This window comes from Streptomyces sp. NRRL S-646, from assembly GCF_000720765.1.
Classification (GTDB): Bacteria; Actinomycetota; Actinomycetes; order Streptomycetales; family Streptomycetaceae; genus Streptomyces.
Window position 1 is genome coordinate 35,886 of record NZ_JODC01000018.1, and the last position, 15,719, is coordinate 51,604.

Here is a 15,719-nt window from a genome sequence, read left to right on the forward strand (position 1 = left end):
AGATGTGCTGACCGGCGCTGGAACAACCGGCTCGTCCGGTACAAGTGGGGCATGACACAGACCTCCGCATCCGGCCCCGTCCCCGTTCACTGGAAGCTCGTCGTCGACTGCGCCGGCCCGCAGGCCCAGGCCGAGTTCTGGGCCGCCGCGTTGCACTACGAGATCGAGGACAACGACGCGTTCATCCAGCGGTTGCTGGAGCTCGGCGCGCTGCCGCGTGAGGCGACCGTCGAGTTCCACGCCCGGCTCGCCTTCCGGGACCTGATTGCGGTGCGGCATCCGGACGATCCGTACGACAAGGAGCGCGGGACGGGTCTCGGGCGGCGGCTGCTGTTCCAGCGGGTGCCGGAGGCGAAGAGCGTGAAGAACCGGCTGCATCTCGATCTGCATCCCGGCGACGGGCTGCGGGACGCAGAGGTCGAGCGGCTGGTGGGGCTGGGGGCGAGTGTGCTGCGACGGGTGAAGGAACCCGCCGGGGAGTGGGTGGTGATGGCGGACCCGGAGGGCAACGAGTTCTGCGTGCAGTAGGTCACAGCGCAGAGCCCCAGTGGGCCGGATGTTCCGTTATGCGAACCAGCCGTCCTGATAACGCTCTTGACGCCTGGTTGGTAAAGGATTCACCATCCGGGGATCCAATTCACTCCAAGGAATTCGGAGCCCCCCACATGAGCTTCTCCGTTTCCGGGCGTGCAGTGGCAGCTGTCGGCGTGTCGGCTGTCATGCTCCTGACCGGCGGTTCCATAGCCGGTGCGACGCCCTCGCCGGCGGTGGCGGCCGCGCCCGACATCTCCGTGGCGAACGTCAAGGCCCACCTCGCCCAGCTGCAGTCCATCGCCACCGCCAACGGCGGCAACCGTGCGCACGGCAGCGCCGGTTACAAGGCCTCGCTCGACTATGTGAAGGCCAAGCTGGACGCGGCCGGATTCACCACCACCGTCCAGCAGTTCACATCCTCCGGCCGCACCGGCTACAACCTCGTCGCCGACTGGCCGGGCGGGAACGCCGACCAGGTCGTCATGGCGGGTTCCCATCTGGACAGCGTCAGCAGGGGCCCCGGCATCAACGACAACGGCTCCGGTTCCGCCGCCATTCTGGAGACCGCACTCGCCGTGTCACGGGCCGGCTACCACCCCACCAAGCATCTGCGTTTCACCTGGTGGGGGGCGGAGGAGCTGGGCATCGTCGGCTCCGGGCACTACGTCGACAGCCTCTCCGCCGCGAATCGCTCGAAGATCAGCAGCTATCTGAACTTCGACATGATCGGCTCACCGAACCCCGGCTACTTCGTCTACGACGACGACCCGGCGATCGAGAAGACGTTCAAGGACTACTTCACCGGTCTCGGCATCGCCACCGAGCCCGAGACCGAGGGTGACGGCCGCTCCGACCACGCGCCGTTCAAGGACGCGGGCATTCCGGTGGGCGGGCTGTTCAGCGGTGCCGACTACGTCAAGACGGCGGCGCAGGCGGCCAAGTGGGGCGGTACGTCGGGGAAGGCCTTCGACGCCTGCTACCACTCGTCCTGCGACACGACGTCCAACATCGACGGCACCGCTCTGGACCGCAACAGCGACGCCGTCGCGCATGCGGTGTGGGAGCTGTCGCAGTAGCCGTCCCGGGTCGTCAACCCGGCGTCTGCCGGGCCGACTTGCGGGCGCGTTCCGTGAGTCGGCCCATGCGGGCGCGGGCCGACTCCAGCCGCTCGAGGTCGTCGGCGGCGGGGCCGTCCTCGGCCGTGAGCTCGGTCCACAGACCGATCAGTTCGCGGCCGAGGTCCAGGCCCTGCTGCGGATCGCGCACGGCACGCCAGGCGGAGGCCGCGCTCTGGATGTTGCCGTAGGCCGCCTCCGCGTCCCGGGTGCGGCGGTGGATCCGGACGAGGTCGAGCGAGACCCGGAAGGCACGGGTCGGGTCGCCCGCCAAGTAGGCGATGTACGCGGTGAGTTCACGCAGCCGGAGCACTTCGGCGTGCTCCGGCCCGAGCACCGCCGACGCCTCCTCGACCGTGGTCTCGGCCAGCCCGGCCGCCGTGTCTGTCCGGCCCGCCTTCACGGCCTCGTTGATCTGCGCCATCGGCTCCGCGAGGAACGCGGGTGCGGTCGGCGGTTCGTCACCGAGGACGGCTTCGGCCACGGCGTCGAAGCCGCGGGCGGGGGTGGGCTTGGGGTCGGGGTCGAGAGCCGGGTCCGGGGGGACCAGGAGGAGGGGGCCGGTCGCCGAGCGCTTGGGCGCGGGCGCGGGCGCGGGCGCGGGCTCCTTGCGGGGGACGGGTGCGGAATCCTTGACGGGTACGGGTGCGTCCTCGGGTTCCGGGTGGTGCCGCGGGACCGCGTCCATGGGCGGGGGCGGCCCGAACTCTCCGGTCGGGGCCGCCACGGTGCCCGGGGCCCTGTCCTGGGCCGGCTGGGGCAGCGCACGCAGCACGAACGTCGGGGAGGTCTCCCGCGCGGGCTCCGCGGGCGCCCGCAGCACATGCGTCGGCCTGTCGCCCTGGGGCGGCTGCTCGGACTGCCGGGACGGCGTGCCCTCCACCGCGCGAGCAGTCATCCCTACGGGTTCCCCGGTGAAACTGCTGGCCCCGTCCGTGTCCACCTGAAGGTGTACGACGCAGCCGATCCGCTCGTCGTGGACGGTGGCGAGGACGGGGTGGCCGGTGGCGAGGGCGATGCGGTGGAGATGGTTCAGGACGGTCTGCTGGATCTCCTCGCCGGCGGCCGCGGTGACCGGCACACCGCCGACCCAGGCGCCGACCGCGCCGGCTTCGGGTACGCGAACGTCGATCGGTGCTCCCACGAGAGCCGTCGAGCCCTCGGCGCGCTTGTGTTCCCGCTTCTTCTCGCGGCTGAGTCGAGCCATCGGTTCCCTCACTCGGATGCGTCGGGGAGTCTGCGGACAGCGCGTTCGGGTTCCATGGTGCTCCCTCCCGCCGTCGGGTTTCCGCTCCCCCGGCGTCAAGATCCGTTCGTGCACGTACGGTTGAGTCTCGCCGGTCGCTGCCGGTTCTCCGGTCACGGTGGCGTCACAGACTCGTCCCAGCAGCTCGGCCCCGTCGCGTGGTCGGCCTGCGCGGTGAGCGCCGGTGGGCATACGAGGGAGCAGAGCGGGCATGCGGACGGACGTGCAGCAGGGACCGGAGATCTGGATCCGCGGCCCGGTCACCGTACCGGAGCCGGGACCGCAGCAGCCCGCCCCGTCCACCGCCACCGCCCGGCGCTACTCCTGGGTGGGCACGCACGGCGGCGCGGGCGTGTCCACACTTGCCGCCGTCTACGGCGGTCACGACTGCGGCCGTGCCTGGCCCGGCCCCGAGGACCCGTCGTCCGTCCTGCTCGTCGCCCGTACGCATGCGTCGGGACTGGCGGCCGCCCTGCGCACCCTTGAGGTCTTCCGCCTCGGGGAGGCCCCGCCGGGACTCGACCTCGACGCCGTCGTGCTCGTCGCGGACGCGCCGGGGCGGCTGCCGCGGCCCCTCGACCGGCAGGTGCGGCTGATCGAGTCGCTCATCGACGTGTACCGCGTGCCCTGGGTGTCCGACTGGCGCCTCGGTGACCTCGGCGGGTCGCCGCCGCGCGAGACGGTGGCACTGGCCCGCCTCATGGGGGCCGCTAGGCGGTGATGTCCTTCGCCGTGAACCGCGCCCACGCCGCCGAGCCGAACACGGCCGCGTACAGGGCCTGGATCTCGAGGTTCTTCACCAGGTCGTCCCAGTAGACCGGGTCGCGCATCAGGTCGGCGAAGGACAGCCAGTAGTGGGAGAAGAAGTACGGCTGTATCGCGTGGAGTTGGGGTATCTGGTCGAGGATCTGGACGGTGATCAGCAGTCCGACGGTCGTCGCCATCGCTGCGATGCCGCTGCCGGTCAGGGTGGAGACGAACAGGCCGAGTGCCGCGACGCCGATGAGGGACACGGCGACGATCAGGGCGATGAGCAGCGCTCTGCCCAGTCCCTCGGTGAAGCTGATCTGTGTGCCGGAGATGGTCGTCAGATCGCCGAGCGGGAAGAGTATCGCCCCGACGGTGAGCGCCGAGACGGCCACCACGAGGGTGGCGACCAGGCAGAAGGCCATCACGGTCGCGTACTTGGTGAGCAGGAGGCGGGTGCGGCCTGCGGGGGCGACCAGCAGGTAGCGGAGAGTGCCCGAGTTCGCCTCGCCGGCGATCGCGTCGCCCGCGATGACGCCGATCGCCATCGGCAGGAAGAACGGGAGCGTCGCGGCCAGCGCGGTGAACACCAGGAACAGACCGTTGTTGGTGATCTGCGAGATGAATGCCGGGCCGCCTCCGCCGCCCCGGCCGCCACCCGCGGACGAACCGTCGCTCGTCTCGATCTTGACCGCGATCCCGACCAGGATCGGCACGCCCGCCAGCACGGCAAGGAGCGCGAGGGTGCGCCAGCGCCGGAAGGTGGTGAGCAGTTCGCTGCGCAGAAGCCCGAGGGTCCACAGCAGCCGTGGAGCGCGGAGACTGCTCACTGCTTCAGCCTGCGACATCGAAGCCCTCCCCCGTCAGTGCCACGAACGCGTCCTCCAGTGAGGCACGCTCCAGGCCGAACCCCCTCACGCGGACGCCTGCCGTGACCAGCGCGGCGTTCACCTCGGCGAGGTCGCGGTCCGGGGGCTCGGCGGTCACCCGGTCGTCGGTGACGACGACGTCGGCGGCGCCCTGCTCCTTCAGCACGCGGGCCGCGTCGCCGGGGTCGGGCGTGGTCACGACCAGCCGGCCGCGCACCCCCGCGGCCAGGTCGGCCACGGCGCCCTGGGTGATCAGACGGCCCTGCGCCATCACCGCGGCATGGGTGCAGACCTGCTCGATCTCGTCGAGGAGGTGGGAGGAGAGGAAGACCGTCGTGCCGTCGGAGGCCAACTCCCTTACCAGGGAACGGATTTCACGCATTCCCTGCGGGTCGAGCCCATTGGTCGGCTCGTCGAGCACGAGCAGTCTGCGGGGCTGGAGCAGCGCCGCAGCGAGGCCGAGCCGCTGCTTCATGCCCAGCGAGTACGCCTTCGCCTTCTTGCCGGCCGCCGCGGTCAGGCCCACCCGGTCCAGCGCGGCCGCGACACGGGTACGGCGGGTGCGCGGATCGGCGGTCGGGTCGGCGGCGTCGTAACGCAGCAGGTTGTCGCGGCCGGAGAGGAAGCCGTACAGGGCGGGGCCCTCGATGAGGGCGCCGACGTGCGGGAGCACGGTGCGCGAGGCTCGCGGCATGGGCCGCCCGAGTACCCGCGCCGTACCCGAGGTGGGCTCGATCAGGCCCATCAGCATGCGGATGGTGGTGGTCTTGCCCGAGCCGTTCGGACCGAGGAAGCCGAAGACGCTGCCCGTCGGGACGGTCAGGTCCAGGCCGTCGACGGCGAGTTGCCCGCCGCGGTAGCGCTTGGTGAGCCCATGGGTGGCGATCACGCTGTCACCGGGCGGCTCGCTCTGCTCCGGCTCCGTGGCGGACTCCTCGTCCATCGGCTCCCTCGATTCCTGCTGTACGACCTTGCGCGGCGACTACGTACAGTGACTACGTACGGGCGCCGCGCAAGGTTCCCGGGCTAGCCCGCGTTCGCCGCCTCGACCAATGCGTCCTTGCTCACCGCGCCGACGTAGACCTTGCCGTTGTCGGTGATCAGGGCGTTGATCAGGCGGGTCTTGAAGACCGTGCCCGAGCCGAACTTGCCGGAGACCTTGTCGCCGAGCGAGTCGAGGAAGCCGCCGAGGTTCCCGCCGACCTCGGAGCCGGACGGCATGCCCTTTCCGCCGGTGTCGAAGGTGGCGATGGAGTTCCAGCCCTTGCCGATGACGTTCAGACCGTCGAGTCCCTTGGCGAGGTCCTCGTCGGGCTTGCCGGGCTTGCCGTGGAACTTGCCGTCCTTGTGGTCGCCCTTCGGGCCGCCCTCGAAGTGGCCCTTCGCGTGGTCGCCCTGCTTGTCCTCGGTGACCTTCGCGCCCTTGGGCGGGGTGAAGTCGAAGGTCGAGGCGCTCGGCTTGGCGAAGCTGACCTGGGTGAAGCCGGCGTCGACCACGGCGGCGCCGCCGCTCGCCGGGGTCAGCGTGAACTTCAGCGGCAGCCCGGTCTTGGAGTCCACGGCCACGGTGATCTGACCGACCGTCGAACCGGACTGCTTCGGCTTGATGACGAGCCGGTACGCGTCACGGCCCGCGACCTGGGCGGTTCCCTCGACGGTCACCGAGGTGGTGTCGTCGACCGCCTTCAGCGCGTCCTTGGTGAGGTCCTTGGGCGTGGCGGGGACGTCTTCCTTCTGCTGCTTCTCCGCGCCTGCGGGGGCGGTCGAGTGGTAGACCTCGTTCGACTGGCTGTCGTAGCCCCAGACGTCCTTGCCGTTGTGGATGATGCTGTACTCGGCCGCGTTCTCCAGCAGTGACAGCTTCTGCCTGTCCTGGCCGTCGGCCGCGACGCGCAGAGTGTGCGTGCCGGAGGCGAGCTCCGTGAGCTTGGAGGTCGGGTCGGCGGACGAGCCGTCGCCCGACCCTGCGGCGCCGGACGTCAGGCTGCTCTCGAGACCGCCGAGGTTCGGCAGCCCCAGATCCGTCGTGATCTTCACCGTGCCGGACATCTGCTGCACGTCCGACTTGGCGATCTTGTCGATGAGTTGCTGCGCGCTGATCTTCGGCAGGTCGGGGTCGCCGGAGTCGGCGAGCGCCGGGACGAGCCCGATGGTCGCCGCCGCCACCCCCACCACCGCGACCGGGACGACGTACCGCGCGGCCTTGCGTCGACCTGCGCGCAGGTCGTCGGCCTCCCCTGCGGTCGTGCTGTCGTCGGATTCGTACGGTGCCATGTGTGCGCTACCTCCGTCGTCGGCGGCGGCTTGTCCAACTCGCGTGTTTCTGTTGTCCACCCCGAGCCGCCATTCTCACCCGAATCGGTGATCAGTGGTGATTTCCGTGGTTTCCATCTCACCAAATCGGCCAGGAGGAAGCGTCAGCCCCGGGGGCCAACTCCGTGTACACCTGGGGTATGACGCGAGAGGGCGGCCCCTCCCCCGACCCGTAGGGGTCGTAGGGGGAAGACGCCGCCCGAGGTGAGCTCCCGTCAGTTCTGCAGGAAGACGTAGTCCGCCCGGTACGGGACTCCTGCGATCGCGCCGGGCGTGCAGGAACCGGCCGGGGCCACTCCGCCCACGGTGTGGAGCCGCAGGATCTCGGTGGTGTTCGCGAGCAGGCCGTGGTGCTTGCCGGACCGGGTGGCCTTGAGGTCGAGCTCGGGGATGTTGCCGTCCCCGTTCGGTGTCTTGGACAGGACGGCGCCGGTCACCGCGCTTCCGTCCGGTGCGACCCACTGCGGCGTACCGGAGTTGGGCGCGACGAAGGAGTGCCGGATGCCGCCGCCGAGCAGGGCGCCGACGTCCCGCTGGGCGAAGGCGTAGCCACCGCCGGCGGCCGGCTTGCACTCGTAGATCTGCCTGCCCTTGATCACGGACGCCTGGAAGTTGTGCAGGGCGTCACGGAAGTCGAAGGCGGCGACGGTGACCTTGTGGAGCTGGCCGCGGACGGCTCCGCCGGGGAACTCGGTGGTGTGCAGGTTGGCGTAGAACGAACCGGGGTCGGACTTGAGAGCGGCGAGCAGGCCGGCGTCCTTGACCTCGACCGTGCCGGTGACGCTGTGCCGCTTGCTGTTCTTCAGCAGGTCGGTGAAGTCGACCTTGACGCCGCCGTTGGTGCCCTTGGCGCCCTGGTGGATGTGGAGCATGGTCGGTTTGCCGGTGCCGCGCCAGGTCACGGCGACGGACACCTTGTCGTCCTGCACCTTGATGAACTCGAGAGCGGCGCCGTCCTTGTCGCCGACGGCCGGACCGCCCGCCACGGGAACCTCGTTGGCCCCCCGCAGACTGGCGGCCAGAAGGGTCCCCCCGGTGCCGCCGGACGCGGTGCCTGCGGCGGCGTGGGCCGGAATGACCGCGGCAGCGATCCCCCCGGCGGCGGCCACCGCGGCAGCTGTGACCATCAGGCTCTTACGGCGCTTCGAGAACGTCGCGTTCTTGCCCATGATTCTGTTTTCTCCCCGTAGACCGGCCGACACCCCCTGCGTCGGCCTTCTGCGTATGACTACGGAAGCGATCTCAGTCTGGACTCAGTCCAGGTTCGTGACGTGCATCACATCACTTGAAGTGCAGGTCGAGCGGCAGCTCAGCCGGCCCGGTGCACCACGGCGTCGCACATCTCCATCAGCGCGAGCTTCGCATCGCACTCCGGCAGCGGAGCCAGCGCCGCTCGCGCTTCCTCCGCGTACCGCACCGTGTCCCTGCGCGCCTGCTCCAGCGCAGGGTGCGCCCGCAGCCCCGAGAGCGCCTCGGCGTGCCGCGCGTCGTCACTCAGGTCGGAGTCCAGCAGCTCGCACAGGGCGATGTCCTCGGCAAGACCCAGCCGCGCCGCCCGCTCCCGCAGCCGTAGCACCGGAAGCGTGGGGACTCCCTCACGGAGGTCGGTGCCGGGCGTCTTCCCAGACTCGCGCGACTCGGAGGCGATGTCCAGTACGTCGTCCGCCAGCTGGAAGGCGACCCCCAGCCGCTCGCCGTACTGCGTCAGCACGTCCACGACCGTCTCGTCGGCGCCCGACATCATCGCGCCGAAGCGGCACGACACGGCCACCAGCGAGCCCGTCTTGCCGCCGAGCACGTCCAGGTAGTGGTCGACCGGGTCGCGTCCGTCCTGCGGACCCGCCGTCTCCAGGATCTGCCCGGTGACCAGGCGCTCGAACGCCTCGGCCTGGACCCGGACGGCCTCGGGCCCGAGGTCGGCGAGGATGTGCGAGGCGCGCGCGAACAGGAAGTCGCCGGTGAGGACCGCGACCGAGTTGCCCCAGCGGGTGTTGGCGCTGTCCACGCCGCGCCGCACGGCGGCCTCGTCCATCACGTCGTCGTGGTACAGCGTCGCCAGATGGGTCAGCTCCACCACCACGGCCGACGGCACGACCCCCGGCGCATACGGGTCGCCGAACTGGGCGGCGAGCATCACGAGCAGCGGACGGAACCGCTTCCCGCCCGCCCGCACCAGGTGCTGGGCGGCCTCCGTGATGAAGGGCACCTCACTCTTGGTGGCTTCGAGCAAACCTTCCTCGACGGCCGCCAATCCGGCCTGGACATCGGCTTCCAGAGCCTGGTCCCGCACGCTCAGCCCGAACGGCCCGACGACGGTCACGAGGGGTCTCCTGTCTGCTGGTGTCTACTGGCGGTTACACGGTTTGTCGATAGGTCGCTGACATCACTCAAGTCAGCGTATCCGGTCACCTTTCGATCACCGATGCCGCCCACCCGTCCAGCCCGGGCGGTATCGGATCACGACCGGTATGTTTTTGATCAACCGATAAGAACGGATATCTATCGACTTGTCTATCGGGATGTCCGTCGACGCGCCTCTTGGCGTGTCCCTCGGTGCGCCCCTCGGCGCATCTCCTGGCGTACCCCTCGGTACGTCCCTCGGCGCGCCCCTCGGGCGCCCGTCCCGGTGACCCCCCGCGCGGCCACCGGGGTCACCGCGACGAGTCGGCACGTCCGAATGCCCCTCCCCCACGAAACGACTCACGAGGACCTCCGGATCCCGGCACGAGGTGCTCGACGGGCGACCGTCATGACAACGACGCGCACCACAGGACAGGTTCCGTTTTCGCCCGCCAATGAGGCGACGGGCGGCTCACTGACCCCGAGTTGGGACCATTGCCCGATTTGCCGTTCTTGCGGATGCCGGTGACTTGACTCACACAGCACGTCGGGCGAGCGATGGCCGCGCTATCGCCGCTTCCCCTCCCCCGTACGCCAGTTGAGGCTTGGCAACCGCAAAGGATCAAGTGCCTCATAAGCCTCAGACCAAGGTCAATAGGCCTGATCTGTGAACCCGACACTTGTTCAGGGCGTGTGCTCTCGCATACGTTCCCGGCCTGTCGGGTGGACGCCGAATCCTGCCGCCGCCCTGACACGACCATCGACCAACTCACTCGCACGGCAGGAGCGGGGGAACCAGGTAGGCCGCCGGACCGGGCATCGCCCCGGGCCGGCTAGGGGTGAAGCCGCGTTGCCGCAAGGCTGCGCGACCGGGCATCTCCCCGCCCGAACCCGACAGCTCACCTCGCAGGCGCCGGAGAGGATCCCGCCATGCCTGCAACAGGTCAGCACCGTCGCCCCAGAAACAACCGCCTCGCCCGCAAGCTCGCCGTCACCGGTACGGGCGCCGCTGTTCTCGCCCTCCCGCTCATCGGGGCGACCAGCGCGTCCGCGGCCACCCCGACCGTGGCCAACGTGAAGTCGATGGGTTACGCCGACAATCTCGACGGCTGGATCCGGGGCGCCCTCCAGGTCATGAAGCAGAACGGAATCCCCGGGACGTACAACGGCATTTACCGCAACATCATCCGTGAGTCCTCGGGCGACCCCGCCGCCATCAACAACTGGGACTCGAACGCGGTCGCCGGCACCCCGTCGAAGGGTCTGCTGCAGGTCATCGACCCGACGTTCCTCGCCTACCACGTGCCCGGCACGGCGCTGAACCCCTTCGACCCGATCGCGAACATCACGGCCGCCTGCAAGTACGCTGCCGCTCGGTACGGGTCGATCGACAACGTGTTCGGCGCATACTAAGCGCCCTGCGCGCTGTGTCGAGGAGCGGCTCCGCCGCGGAGCGGCGATGTGCCGTCGATCGACTGCGGCGCCATCGTGGCTGCTCGCGCCCCTTGGAGCTCCCCGAACTCAGGGAGCTCCCCGAACTCGAAGAACAGTCGCTCGAGGACGACGGCGATGCCGTCGTCCTCGTTCGACAGGGTGATCTCGTCGGCCACCGCCTTGAGTTCGGGGTGGGCGTTGGCCATGGCGACGCCGTGGGCAGCCCAGTCGAACATGGGAATGTCGTTGGGCATGTCACCGAAGGCGATCGTCTGCTCCGGACCGAGTCCCAGGTGTGCGGCGGCCAGTGCGAGGCCCGTCGCCTTGGTGATGCCGCATGGCTGGAGTTCGACGGTCCCCGGCCCCGACATGGTGACGGTGGCCAGCGAACCGACCACCGAGCGCGCCGTCGCCGCCAACTCGTCGTCGGACAGCTCGGGATGGCGCAGCAGCACCTTGCTGATGGGTTCGCACCACAGGTCGTCGCGCCGGTCGACCCGCACGGCCGGCAGCGTCGGATGCGGCATCAGATAGCCCGGTTCGATGAGCGTGAGCCCCTCCACACCGTCCTGGTCGACAGCCGCGTACACCTGCCCCACCTCGGCCTCGATCTTGCCGAGGGCGGTCTCGGCCAGCTCCCGGTCCAGGGTGACGGACCACAGCAGACGGTCCGCGCCCACGTCGTACACCTGCGCGCCCTGCCCGCACACCGCGAGCCCCGTGCTGCCCAGTTGGTCGAAAAGCGGCCGCACTCTGGGGGCCGGCCGGCCCGTCACGACGAGGTGCCGGGCGCCGGCCCCGGCAACCCGTGCGAGCGCGGCGAGGGACCGGTCGGAGAGCGTGTCGTCGCCTCTGAGCAGCGTGCCGTCCAGGTCGGTGGCGATGAGTGCATATGCGGTGGGTGCGGCCATGATCAGAGAATACGGACAGGACGCCCCACCGACTCATCGCGAACCGGACGACGGCCGAGTGCACCGCCGTCCCTCGCTCAACTCCCTTATCCTTGTGGGCTCTTCATCGCCAGGCGGGGGCCCGCAGGCCCGGCCTAGCCATGAGCTGCCGCCAGGTGTTTGGCCAGCCTCGGAGAGGCGAACTCGGTGCCGCACACGAAGCGCATCACCGGGCCGTACGACGCCGCGGCCGGCAGGCCCGTGAAGTACAGGCCCGGAACCGAGGAGACGTATCCCGCGCCCAGTTTGGGTGTGCCGCGGCTCACCGCCAGACGTGTGCGCAGTTCGTGACCGAGGAAGTCCATCGCGGCGATGTCCACCCGGTATCCGGTGGCCGCGATGACGTGGTCCGCGGACATGTCCTGGATGCGGCCCGCGTGGGTGCGGACCGTCAGCTTCGGACTGCCGTCGGCCGCGTCCGCCCGCACGATCCGCTCGACCTCGCTGACCTGGACCTTCCCCTCGAAACGGTCGCGCAGCCACCAGGCGCCGAGCGGGCCGAGGACACGGCGCACCAGGTAGTGGCGGGCCTCGGCCGGCAGATGGCGGTAGGGGTGCGGGTAGTAGCTGAGGGCCCACAGGGACCAGGCGCGGCCGAAGGGCGACTCGGGGCGCAGCTTGGGCTGCTTCCACGGCGGTGCACCGAAGGCGACCCTGCCGCGGCCGCGGGAGACCACCCTCACCTGTGCGCCCGCCTCCGCCGCCAGCGCCGCCGTCTCCAGCGCGGACTGGCCGGCGCCGATCACGATCAGCTCCTTGCCTGCGTAGCGCGTCAGGTCGTGCTGCTGGGAGCTGTGGGAGACCGGGCCCGTGGGGGTGGGTCCGTCCGCCGCGGCGGTGGCCAGTTCGGCCGGCAGGTACGCGAGGCCGGACAGACCGGTCGCCACGACGACCGCGCGGGCGGTGAACAACTCGCCGGAGTCCAGCTTCAGTTCGAAGCCTCCGCCCTTGTGCCGGTCCACCGACACCACCCGCACCTGCTCCAGCTCGGGCACCAGCTTGTGCTGGAACCACTCGCCGTAGGCGATGAAGGTCTCGACGGGGATGATGTCCTCGTCCGTCACCAGCCGCCTGATGCCGGCGGCGTCGCAGTAGTCGGCGAGTGTGTGGCCCTGCTGCGGCGCGTCCAGGCTGGAGGCGACAGGGGTCGACTTGAGGAGCATTCCGGCGGGCATGTGGTCGCGCCAGCTGACCATGGGCTCGCCGAAGACGCGGACCGGCAGTCCGCGTGCTCGCAGATGGGCGGCGGTCGACAGGCCGAAGGGCCCGGCGCCGATGACTGCAACCGGTTGAATCACGAAGTCCCTCCCCAGGACGCTTACTTCGTCACTTCGTGTGGTTCGTCTCGGGCGGCTGACCGGTCGGCTAGCCGCCCGAACTGGTGGTGCTGCCACGGCGGTTGGTCCGCCACAGCTGATACAGGTGCTTCGCGCCCGGCCGCACGAAGCGCGCGAGCATCGTGAGGAACGGCAGCGGGTCGTCACCCGCGAGCCAGGCCAGCTCCGTCCCGCTCGCGCGCGCCGGTGCGTGCGGCGTCGTATAGCCGCTGCGGCGGTAGGCGAGCAGGGCGGGCAGGTCGATGTTCTCCACGATGTACCGGTGGCCGGCCCGCTGTTCCCCCTCCGGGACGGTGCGGCCGGTCAGGTCGAGATGCATGGCGCGGACGACGTCCACCCCCGACTCGTTCTCGAAGAGCCGGAACTGGGCGCCCATGCGTGGGTTGAAGTCGAGGAGTTTGTACTGTCCGTCGCGCCGGTCGAAGCGCAGGTCGAGGTCGATGATGCCGGTGAAGCCGATCTGTTTGATGAAACGCGCGGCGATGTCCGCGAGTTCCGGATTGTCGACGACGTATGCGTTGGCCGTCATGCCCGCGTGCGGCGGCCAGGAGCGCACCTTGACGCCGGTGAACATGGCGAGCGGCGTCGAGTCCTGGTCGAAGTAGGCGTGCACGATCCAGTCCTCGGCGTCCTCCCTGGGCAGGTACTCCTGGAGGATCACCCCGGGGCACTCGCCCCAGTCGCGGGCGAGAGCGAGCAGGCCCTCGCGGGTCGCGATCCGCGTCGTGCCGTTCACCGCCGGCCGTTTGCGCCGTACGAACGCCTCACGGTTCTTTGCCACCACCGGGAAGCGGGCCTTCTCCGCGAACGTGACGATGTCGTCGTACGACTGCGGGAAGGCGGCCGTAGGGCTCGGGATGCCGTGTTCCACGCACAGTTCGTGCAGGCCCTGCTTGCTCGCGAGGCGGCGGGGCAGTGCGGGCTCGACCCGCGGGAACAGGAAACGGCCGGCGAGTTCGTCCTGGTGCTCGGCGATCAGGACGGCTGCCTCCTCGTCGGTGGGGACGAGGACGGCGGGACGGCCGATGCGGCGCCCGATACGCAGCAGGCCCTCCACCAGATGGGCGGGGTCCTCCGTGCCGGTGGTCGGCCAGACGAAGGCCTTCTTGAGATAGCGGGAAGAAGCGGCGGGTGTGTAACGGTCCTCCGTTATCGCATACATCGGCACGCCGAGGCGGCCCAGGCTGCGAATCGCACCGACGCCACCGTGGTGCAGCGGGTAGTCGCCGAACTTGACGATCAGGCCGGGCACTTCACGATCGGCCATGAAAGGCACACTGCGCGTGCTGCTGGCCACGGGTCCCCCCACGCGTCCCCCCTACGGACCGGACCCACCCCGTCCGTGTCCCCCAAAGGACGCTAAGCCGGAATTGCCACGTCCGACAAGCCCAATTCGGACATTGCAAACTCTTTAGACACTGCCCAAGACCGGCAACGCAGCCGTAACGTGGGGCACGACCAGCAGGAACACACGAGAGTGAGGCAGCACCCCATGCCCCCCTTCGATGTCCCCGAGGGCGACCCCTTCGGTCCGCACAACCTTCCGTACGGCGTTTTCTCGCGTGAAGGCGCACCGGACCGGACCGTCGGCGTCCGGCTCGGCGACCATGTCCTCGACGCGGGCGCGGCGGCGCGGGCCCTGGGCTCGCCGTACGCCTCCCTGCTCGCGCAGCCCTCGCTGAACCCGCTGCTCGCCGCGGGCCGCACCACCTGGTCGGACGTACGGCGCGCGCTGACGGCGTGGGTGACGGTGCCGGCGCACCAGGAGGCGGTCGGGGCGTTCCTGCATCCGCTGGCGTCGGTGACGCTCCACCTCCCCTTCGAGGTCGCGGACTACGTCGACTTCTACGCCTCCGAGAACCACGCCCGCAACGTCGGCCAGATCTTCCGCCCCGACGCCGCGGACTCGCTGACGCCGAACTGGAAGCACCTCCCGATCGGTTACCACGGGCGGTCCGGCACGGTCGTGGTGTCGGGCACGGACGTCGTGCGCCCGTCCGGGCAGCGCAAGGCCCCGGCCGATGCGGAGCCCGTCTTCGGGCCGTCCGTCCGCCTGGACATCGAGGCCGAGGTCGGTTTCGTGGTGGGTGTGCCCTCCGAGCGCGGGCGGCCGGTGGCGCTCGGCGACTTCCGGGAGCACGTCTTCGGGCTGTGCCTGCTCAACGACTGGTCCGCGCGCGACATCCAGGCCTGGGAGTACGTCCCCCTCGGCCCGTTCCTCGGCAAGTCCTTCGCCACGTCGGTGTCTGCGTGGATCACCCCGCTGGACGCACTGGAGGACGCGCAGGTGGCGCCGCCGGGGCGGACCCATGCGCTGCTGCCGTATCTGGACGACGCAGCCGACTCGGGCAACGAGCCCGGCGGGTACGACCTGCGGATCTCCGTCGCGATCAACGGCTCCACCGTGTCCGAGCCGCCGTTCTCCACCATGTACTGGACGGCCGCGCAGCAGCTGGCCCATATGACGGTCAACGGCGCCTCCCTGCGGACCGGCGACCTGTACGGGTCGGGCACGGTCAGCGGCCCGGAGCCCGGGCAGCGCGGGTCACTGCTCGAGCTGACCTGGAACGGTCGGGATCCGCTGGAACTTCCCGAGGGCAAGCGGACGTTCCTGGAGGACGGGGACGTGGTGACGTTGTCGGCGTGGGCGCCCGGACCGGGCGGGACCCGCGTGGGCCTCGGCGACGTGAGCGGCCGGATCGTGGCAAGCGCGGTGGAGTGAGCGGAAGTTGCGGGGCGTGACGGCGGCCGTACGGGGCGTGCGGGTGCTCGTACGAGACGGGCGGGACGTACGAGGTGTGTCGTACGGGATGGCCGTCGTCCCCTGACTCCGG

General features: G+C 70.1%; 14 protein-coding genes and 1 riboswitch. Of the genes, 5 read left to right on the forward strand and 9 right to left on the reverse strand.

Features of this window, described 5'->3' with window-relative positions:
- Nucleotides 1-51 precede the first annotated feature (51 nt).
- Both IH68_RS0138675 and IH68_RS0138680 read left to right on the forward strand, forming a co-directional pair.
- A complete protein-coding gene (locus tag IH68_RS0138675) occupies nt 52-528 on the forward strand; it encodes a VOC family protein (RefSeq protein WP_030945232.1) in 477 nt (158 codons plus the stop codon).
- A gap of 137 nt (nt 529-665) precedes the next feature.
- The gene (locus IH68_RS0138680) at nt 666-1,610 is read left to right on the forward strand and encodes a M28 family metallopeptidase (RefSeq protein WP_030945234.1); all 945 of its coding nucleotides are present in this window, start codon (nt 666-668) and stop codon (nt 1,608-1,610) included.
- 13 nt (nt 1,611-1,623) lie between these two features.
- Here IH68_RS0138680 and IH68_RS0138685 read toward each other — a convergent pair whose 3' ends face one another.
- Nucleotides 1,624-2,856 (reverse strand): hypothetical protein, encoded by a 1,233-nt coding sequence (locus tag IH68_RS0138685; protein ID WP_030945236.1) that lies wholly within the window; start codon nt 2,854-2,856, stop codon nt 1,624-1,626.
- Between the two features lie 250 nt (nt 2,857-3,106).
- Between IH68_RS0138685 and IH68_RS0138690 the strand changes: the two genes are divergently transcribed.
- Entirely contained in the window at nt 3,107-3,616 is a 510-nt protein-coding gene (locus IH68_RS0138690; RefSeq protein ID WP_030945238.1) for a DUF6668 family protein, read from the forward strand.
- Here the strand turns inward: IH68_RS0138690 and IH68_RS0138695 are convergent.
- The 5 genes from IH68_RS0138695 to IH68_RS0138715 all read right to left on the reverse strand — a co-directional run bounded on the left by IH68_RS0138695 (nt 3,606) and on the right by IH68_RS0138715 (nt 9,144).
- Nucleotides 3,606-4,490 (reverse strand): ABC transporter permease, encoded by an 885-nt coding sequence (locus IH68_RS0138695; RefSeq protein ID WP_030945240.1) that lies wholly within the window; start codon nt 4,488-4,490, stop codon nt 3,606-3,608. The two genes, IH68_RS0138690 and IH68_RS0138695, sit on opposite strands and share 11 nt — an antisense overlap.
- The gene (locus IH68_RS0138700; protein ID WP_030945243.1) at nt 4,477-5,454 is read right to left on the reverse strand and encodes an ABC transporter ATP-binding protein; all 978 of its coding nucleotides are present in this window, start codon (nt 5,452-5,454) and stop codon (nt 4,477-4,479) included. Before IH68_RS0138700 ends, IH68_RS0138695 begins: the two co-directional genes overlap by 14 nt.
- A gap of 83 nt (nt 5,455-5,537) precedes the next feature.
- Nucleotides 5,538-6,785: a LolA family protein gene (locus IH68_RS0138705; RefSeq protein WP_030945248.1), complete on the reverse strand. Its 1,248-nt coding sequence runs from the start codon at nt 6,783-6,785 to the stop codon at nt 5,538-5,540.
- 254 nt (nt 6,786-7,039) lie between these two features.
- Nucleotides 7,040-7,993, reverse strand: a complete 954-nt coding sequence (locus IH68_RS0138710; protein WP_030945251.1) for a CHRD domain-containing protein — start codon at nt 7,991-7,993, stop codon at nt 7,040-7,042.
- 140 nt (nt 7,994-8,133) lie between these two features.
- Nucleotides 8,134-9,144 (reverse strand): polyprenyl synthetase family protein, encoded by a 1,011-nt coding sequence (locus tag IH68_RS0138715; protein WP_030945253.1) that lies wholly within the window; start codon nt 9,142-9,144, stop codon nt 8,134-8,136.
- 771 nt (nt 9,145-9,915) lie between these two features.
- A riboswitch (cyclic di-AMP (ydaO/yuaA leader) is annotated at nt 9,916-10,090 on the forward strand.
- Between the two features lie 4 nt (nt 10,091-10,094).
- On the opposite strand from IH68_RS0138715, the gene IH68_RS0138720 reads away from it, so the two are divergent.
- The gene (locus IH68_RS0138720) at nt 10,095-10,577 is read left to right on the forward strand and encodes a transglycosylase SLT domain-containing protein (RefSeq protein ID WP_030945256.1); all 483 of its coding nucleotides are present in this window, start codon (nt 10,095-10,097) and stop codon (nt 10,575-10,577) included.
- Here the strand turns inward: IH68_RS0138720 and IH68_RS0138725 are convergent.
- The 3 genes from IH68_RS0138725 to IH68_RS0138735 all read right to left on the reverse strand — a co-directional run bounded on the left by IH68_RS0138725 (nt 10,574) and on the right by IH68_RS0138735 (nt 14,161).
- A complete protein-coding gene (locus IH68_RS0138725; RefSeq protein WP_234341745.1) occupies nt 10,574-11,509 on the reverse strand; it encodes an HAD family hydrolase in 936 nt (311 codons plus the stop codon). The genes IH68_RS0138720 and IH68_RS0138725 overlap by 4 nt on opposite strands.
- A 134-nt stretch (nt 11,510-11,643) precedes the next feature.
- Nucleotides 11,644-12,846 carry an FAD-dependent oxidoreductase gene (locus IH68_RS0138730; RefSeq protein ID WP_030945263.1) on the reverse strand — a complete coding sequence of 401 codons (1,203 nt, stop codon included), beginning with the start codon at nt 12,844-12,846 and terminating at the stop codon, nt 11,644-11,646.
- A 67-nt stretch (nt 12,847-12,913) separates the two neighbouring features.
- Complete coding sequence (locus tag IH68_RS0138735; RefSeq protein ID WP_037886010.1) at nt 12,914-14,161, reverse strand: D-aspartate ligase; 1,248 nt, start codon at nt 14,159-14,161, stop codon at nt 12,914-12,916.
- Between the two features lie 216 nt (nt 14,162-14,377).
- Between IH68_RS0138735 and fahA the strand changes: the two genes are divergently transcribed.
- Entirely contained in the window at nt 14,378-15,607 is a 1,230-nt protein-coding gene (fahA, locus tag IH68_RS0138740) for a fumarylacetoacetase (protein ID WP_030945269.1), read from the forward strand.
- The last annotated feature ends 112 nt before the right edge of the window (nt 15,608-15,719 follow it).

Bases quoted from the DNA above. Each gene is read 5' to 3' on its own strand.
- IH68_RS0138675 (WP_030945232.1), top strand. From the start codon at position 52: ATGACACAGACCTCCGCATCCGGCCCCGTCCCCGTTCACTGGAAGCTC.
- IH68_RS0138680 (WP_030945234.1), top strand. From the start codon at position 666: ATGAGCTTCTCCGTTTCCGGGCGTGCAGTGGCAGCTGTCGGCGTGTCG.
- IH68_RS0138685 (WP_030945236.1), bottom strand. From the start codon at position 2,856: ATGGCTCGACTCAGCCGCGAGAAGAAGCGGGAACACAAGCGCGCCGAG.
- IH68_RS0138690 (WP_030945238.1), top strand. From the start codon at position 3,107: ATGCGGACGGACGTGCAGCAGGGACCGGAGATCTGGATCCGCGGCCCG.
- IH68_RS0138695 (WP_030945240.1), bottom strand. From the start codon at position 4,490: ATGTCGCAGGCTGAAGCAGTGAGCAGTCTCCGCGCTCCACGGCTGCTG.
- IH68_RS0138700 (WP_030945243.1), bottom strand. From the start codon at position 5,454: ATGGACGAGGAGTCCGCCACGGAGCCGGAGCAGAGCGAGCCGCCCGGT.
- IH68_RS0138705 (WP_030945248.1), bottom strand. From the start codon at position 6,785: ATGGCACCGTACGAATCCGACGACAGCACGACCGCAGGGGAGGCCGAC.
- IH68_RS0138710 (WP_030945251.1), bottom strand. From the start codon at position 7,993: ATGGGCAAGAACGCGACGTTCTCGAAGCGCCGTAAGAGCCTGATGGTC.
- IH68_RS0138720 (WP_030945256.1), top strand. From the start codon at position 10,095: ATGCCTGCAACAGGTCAGCACCGTCGCCCCAGAAACAACCGCCTCGCC.
- IH68_RS0138725 (WP_234341745.1), bottom strand. From the start codon at position 11,509: ATGGCCGCACCCACCGCATATGCACTCATCGCCACCGACCTGGACGGC.
- fahA (WP_030945269.1), top strand. From the start codon at position 14,378: ATGCCCCCCTTCGATGTCCCCGAGGGCGACCCCTTCGGTCCGCACAAC.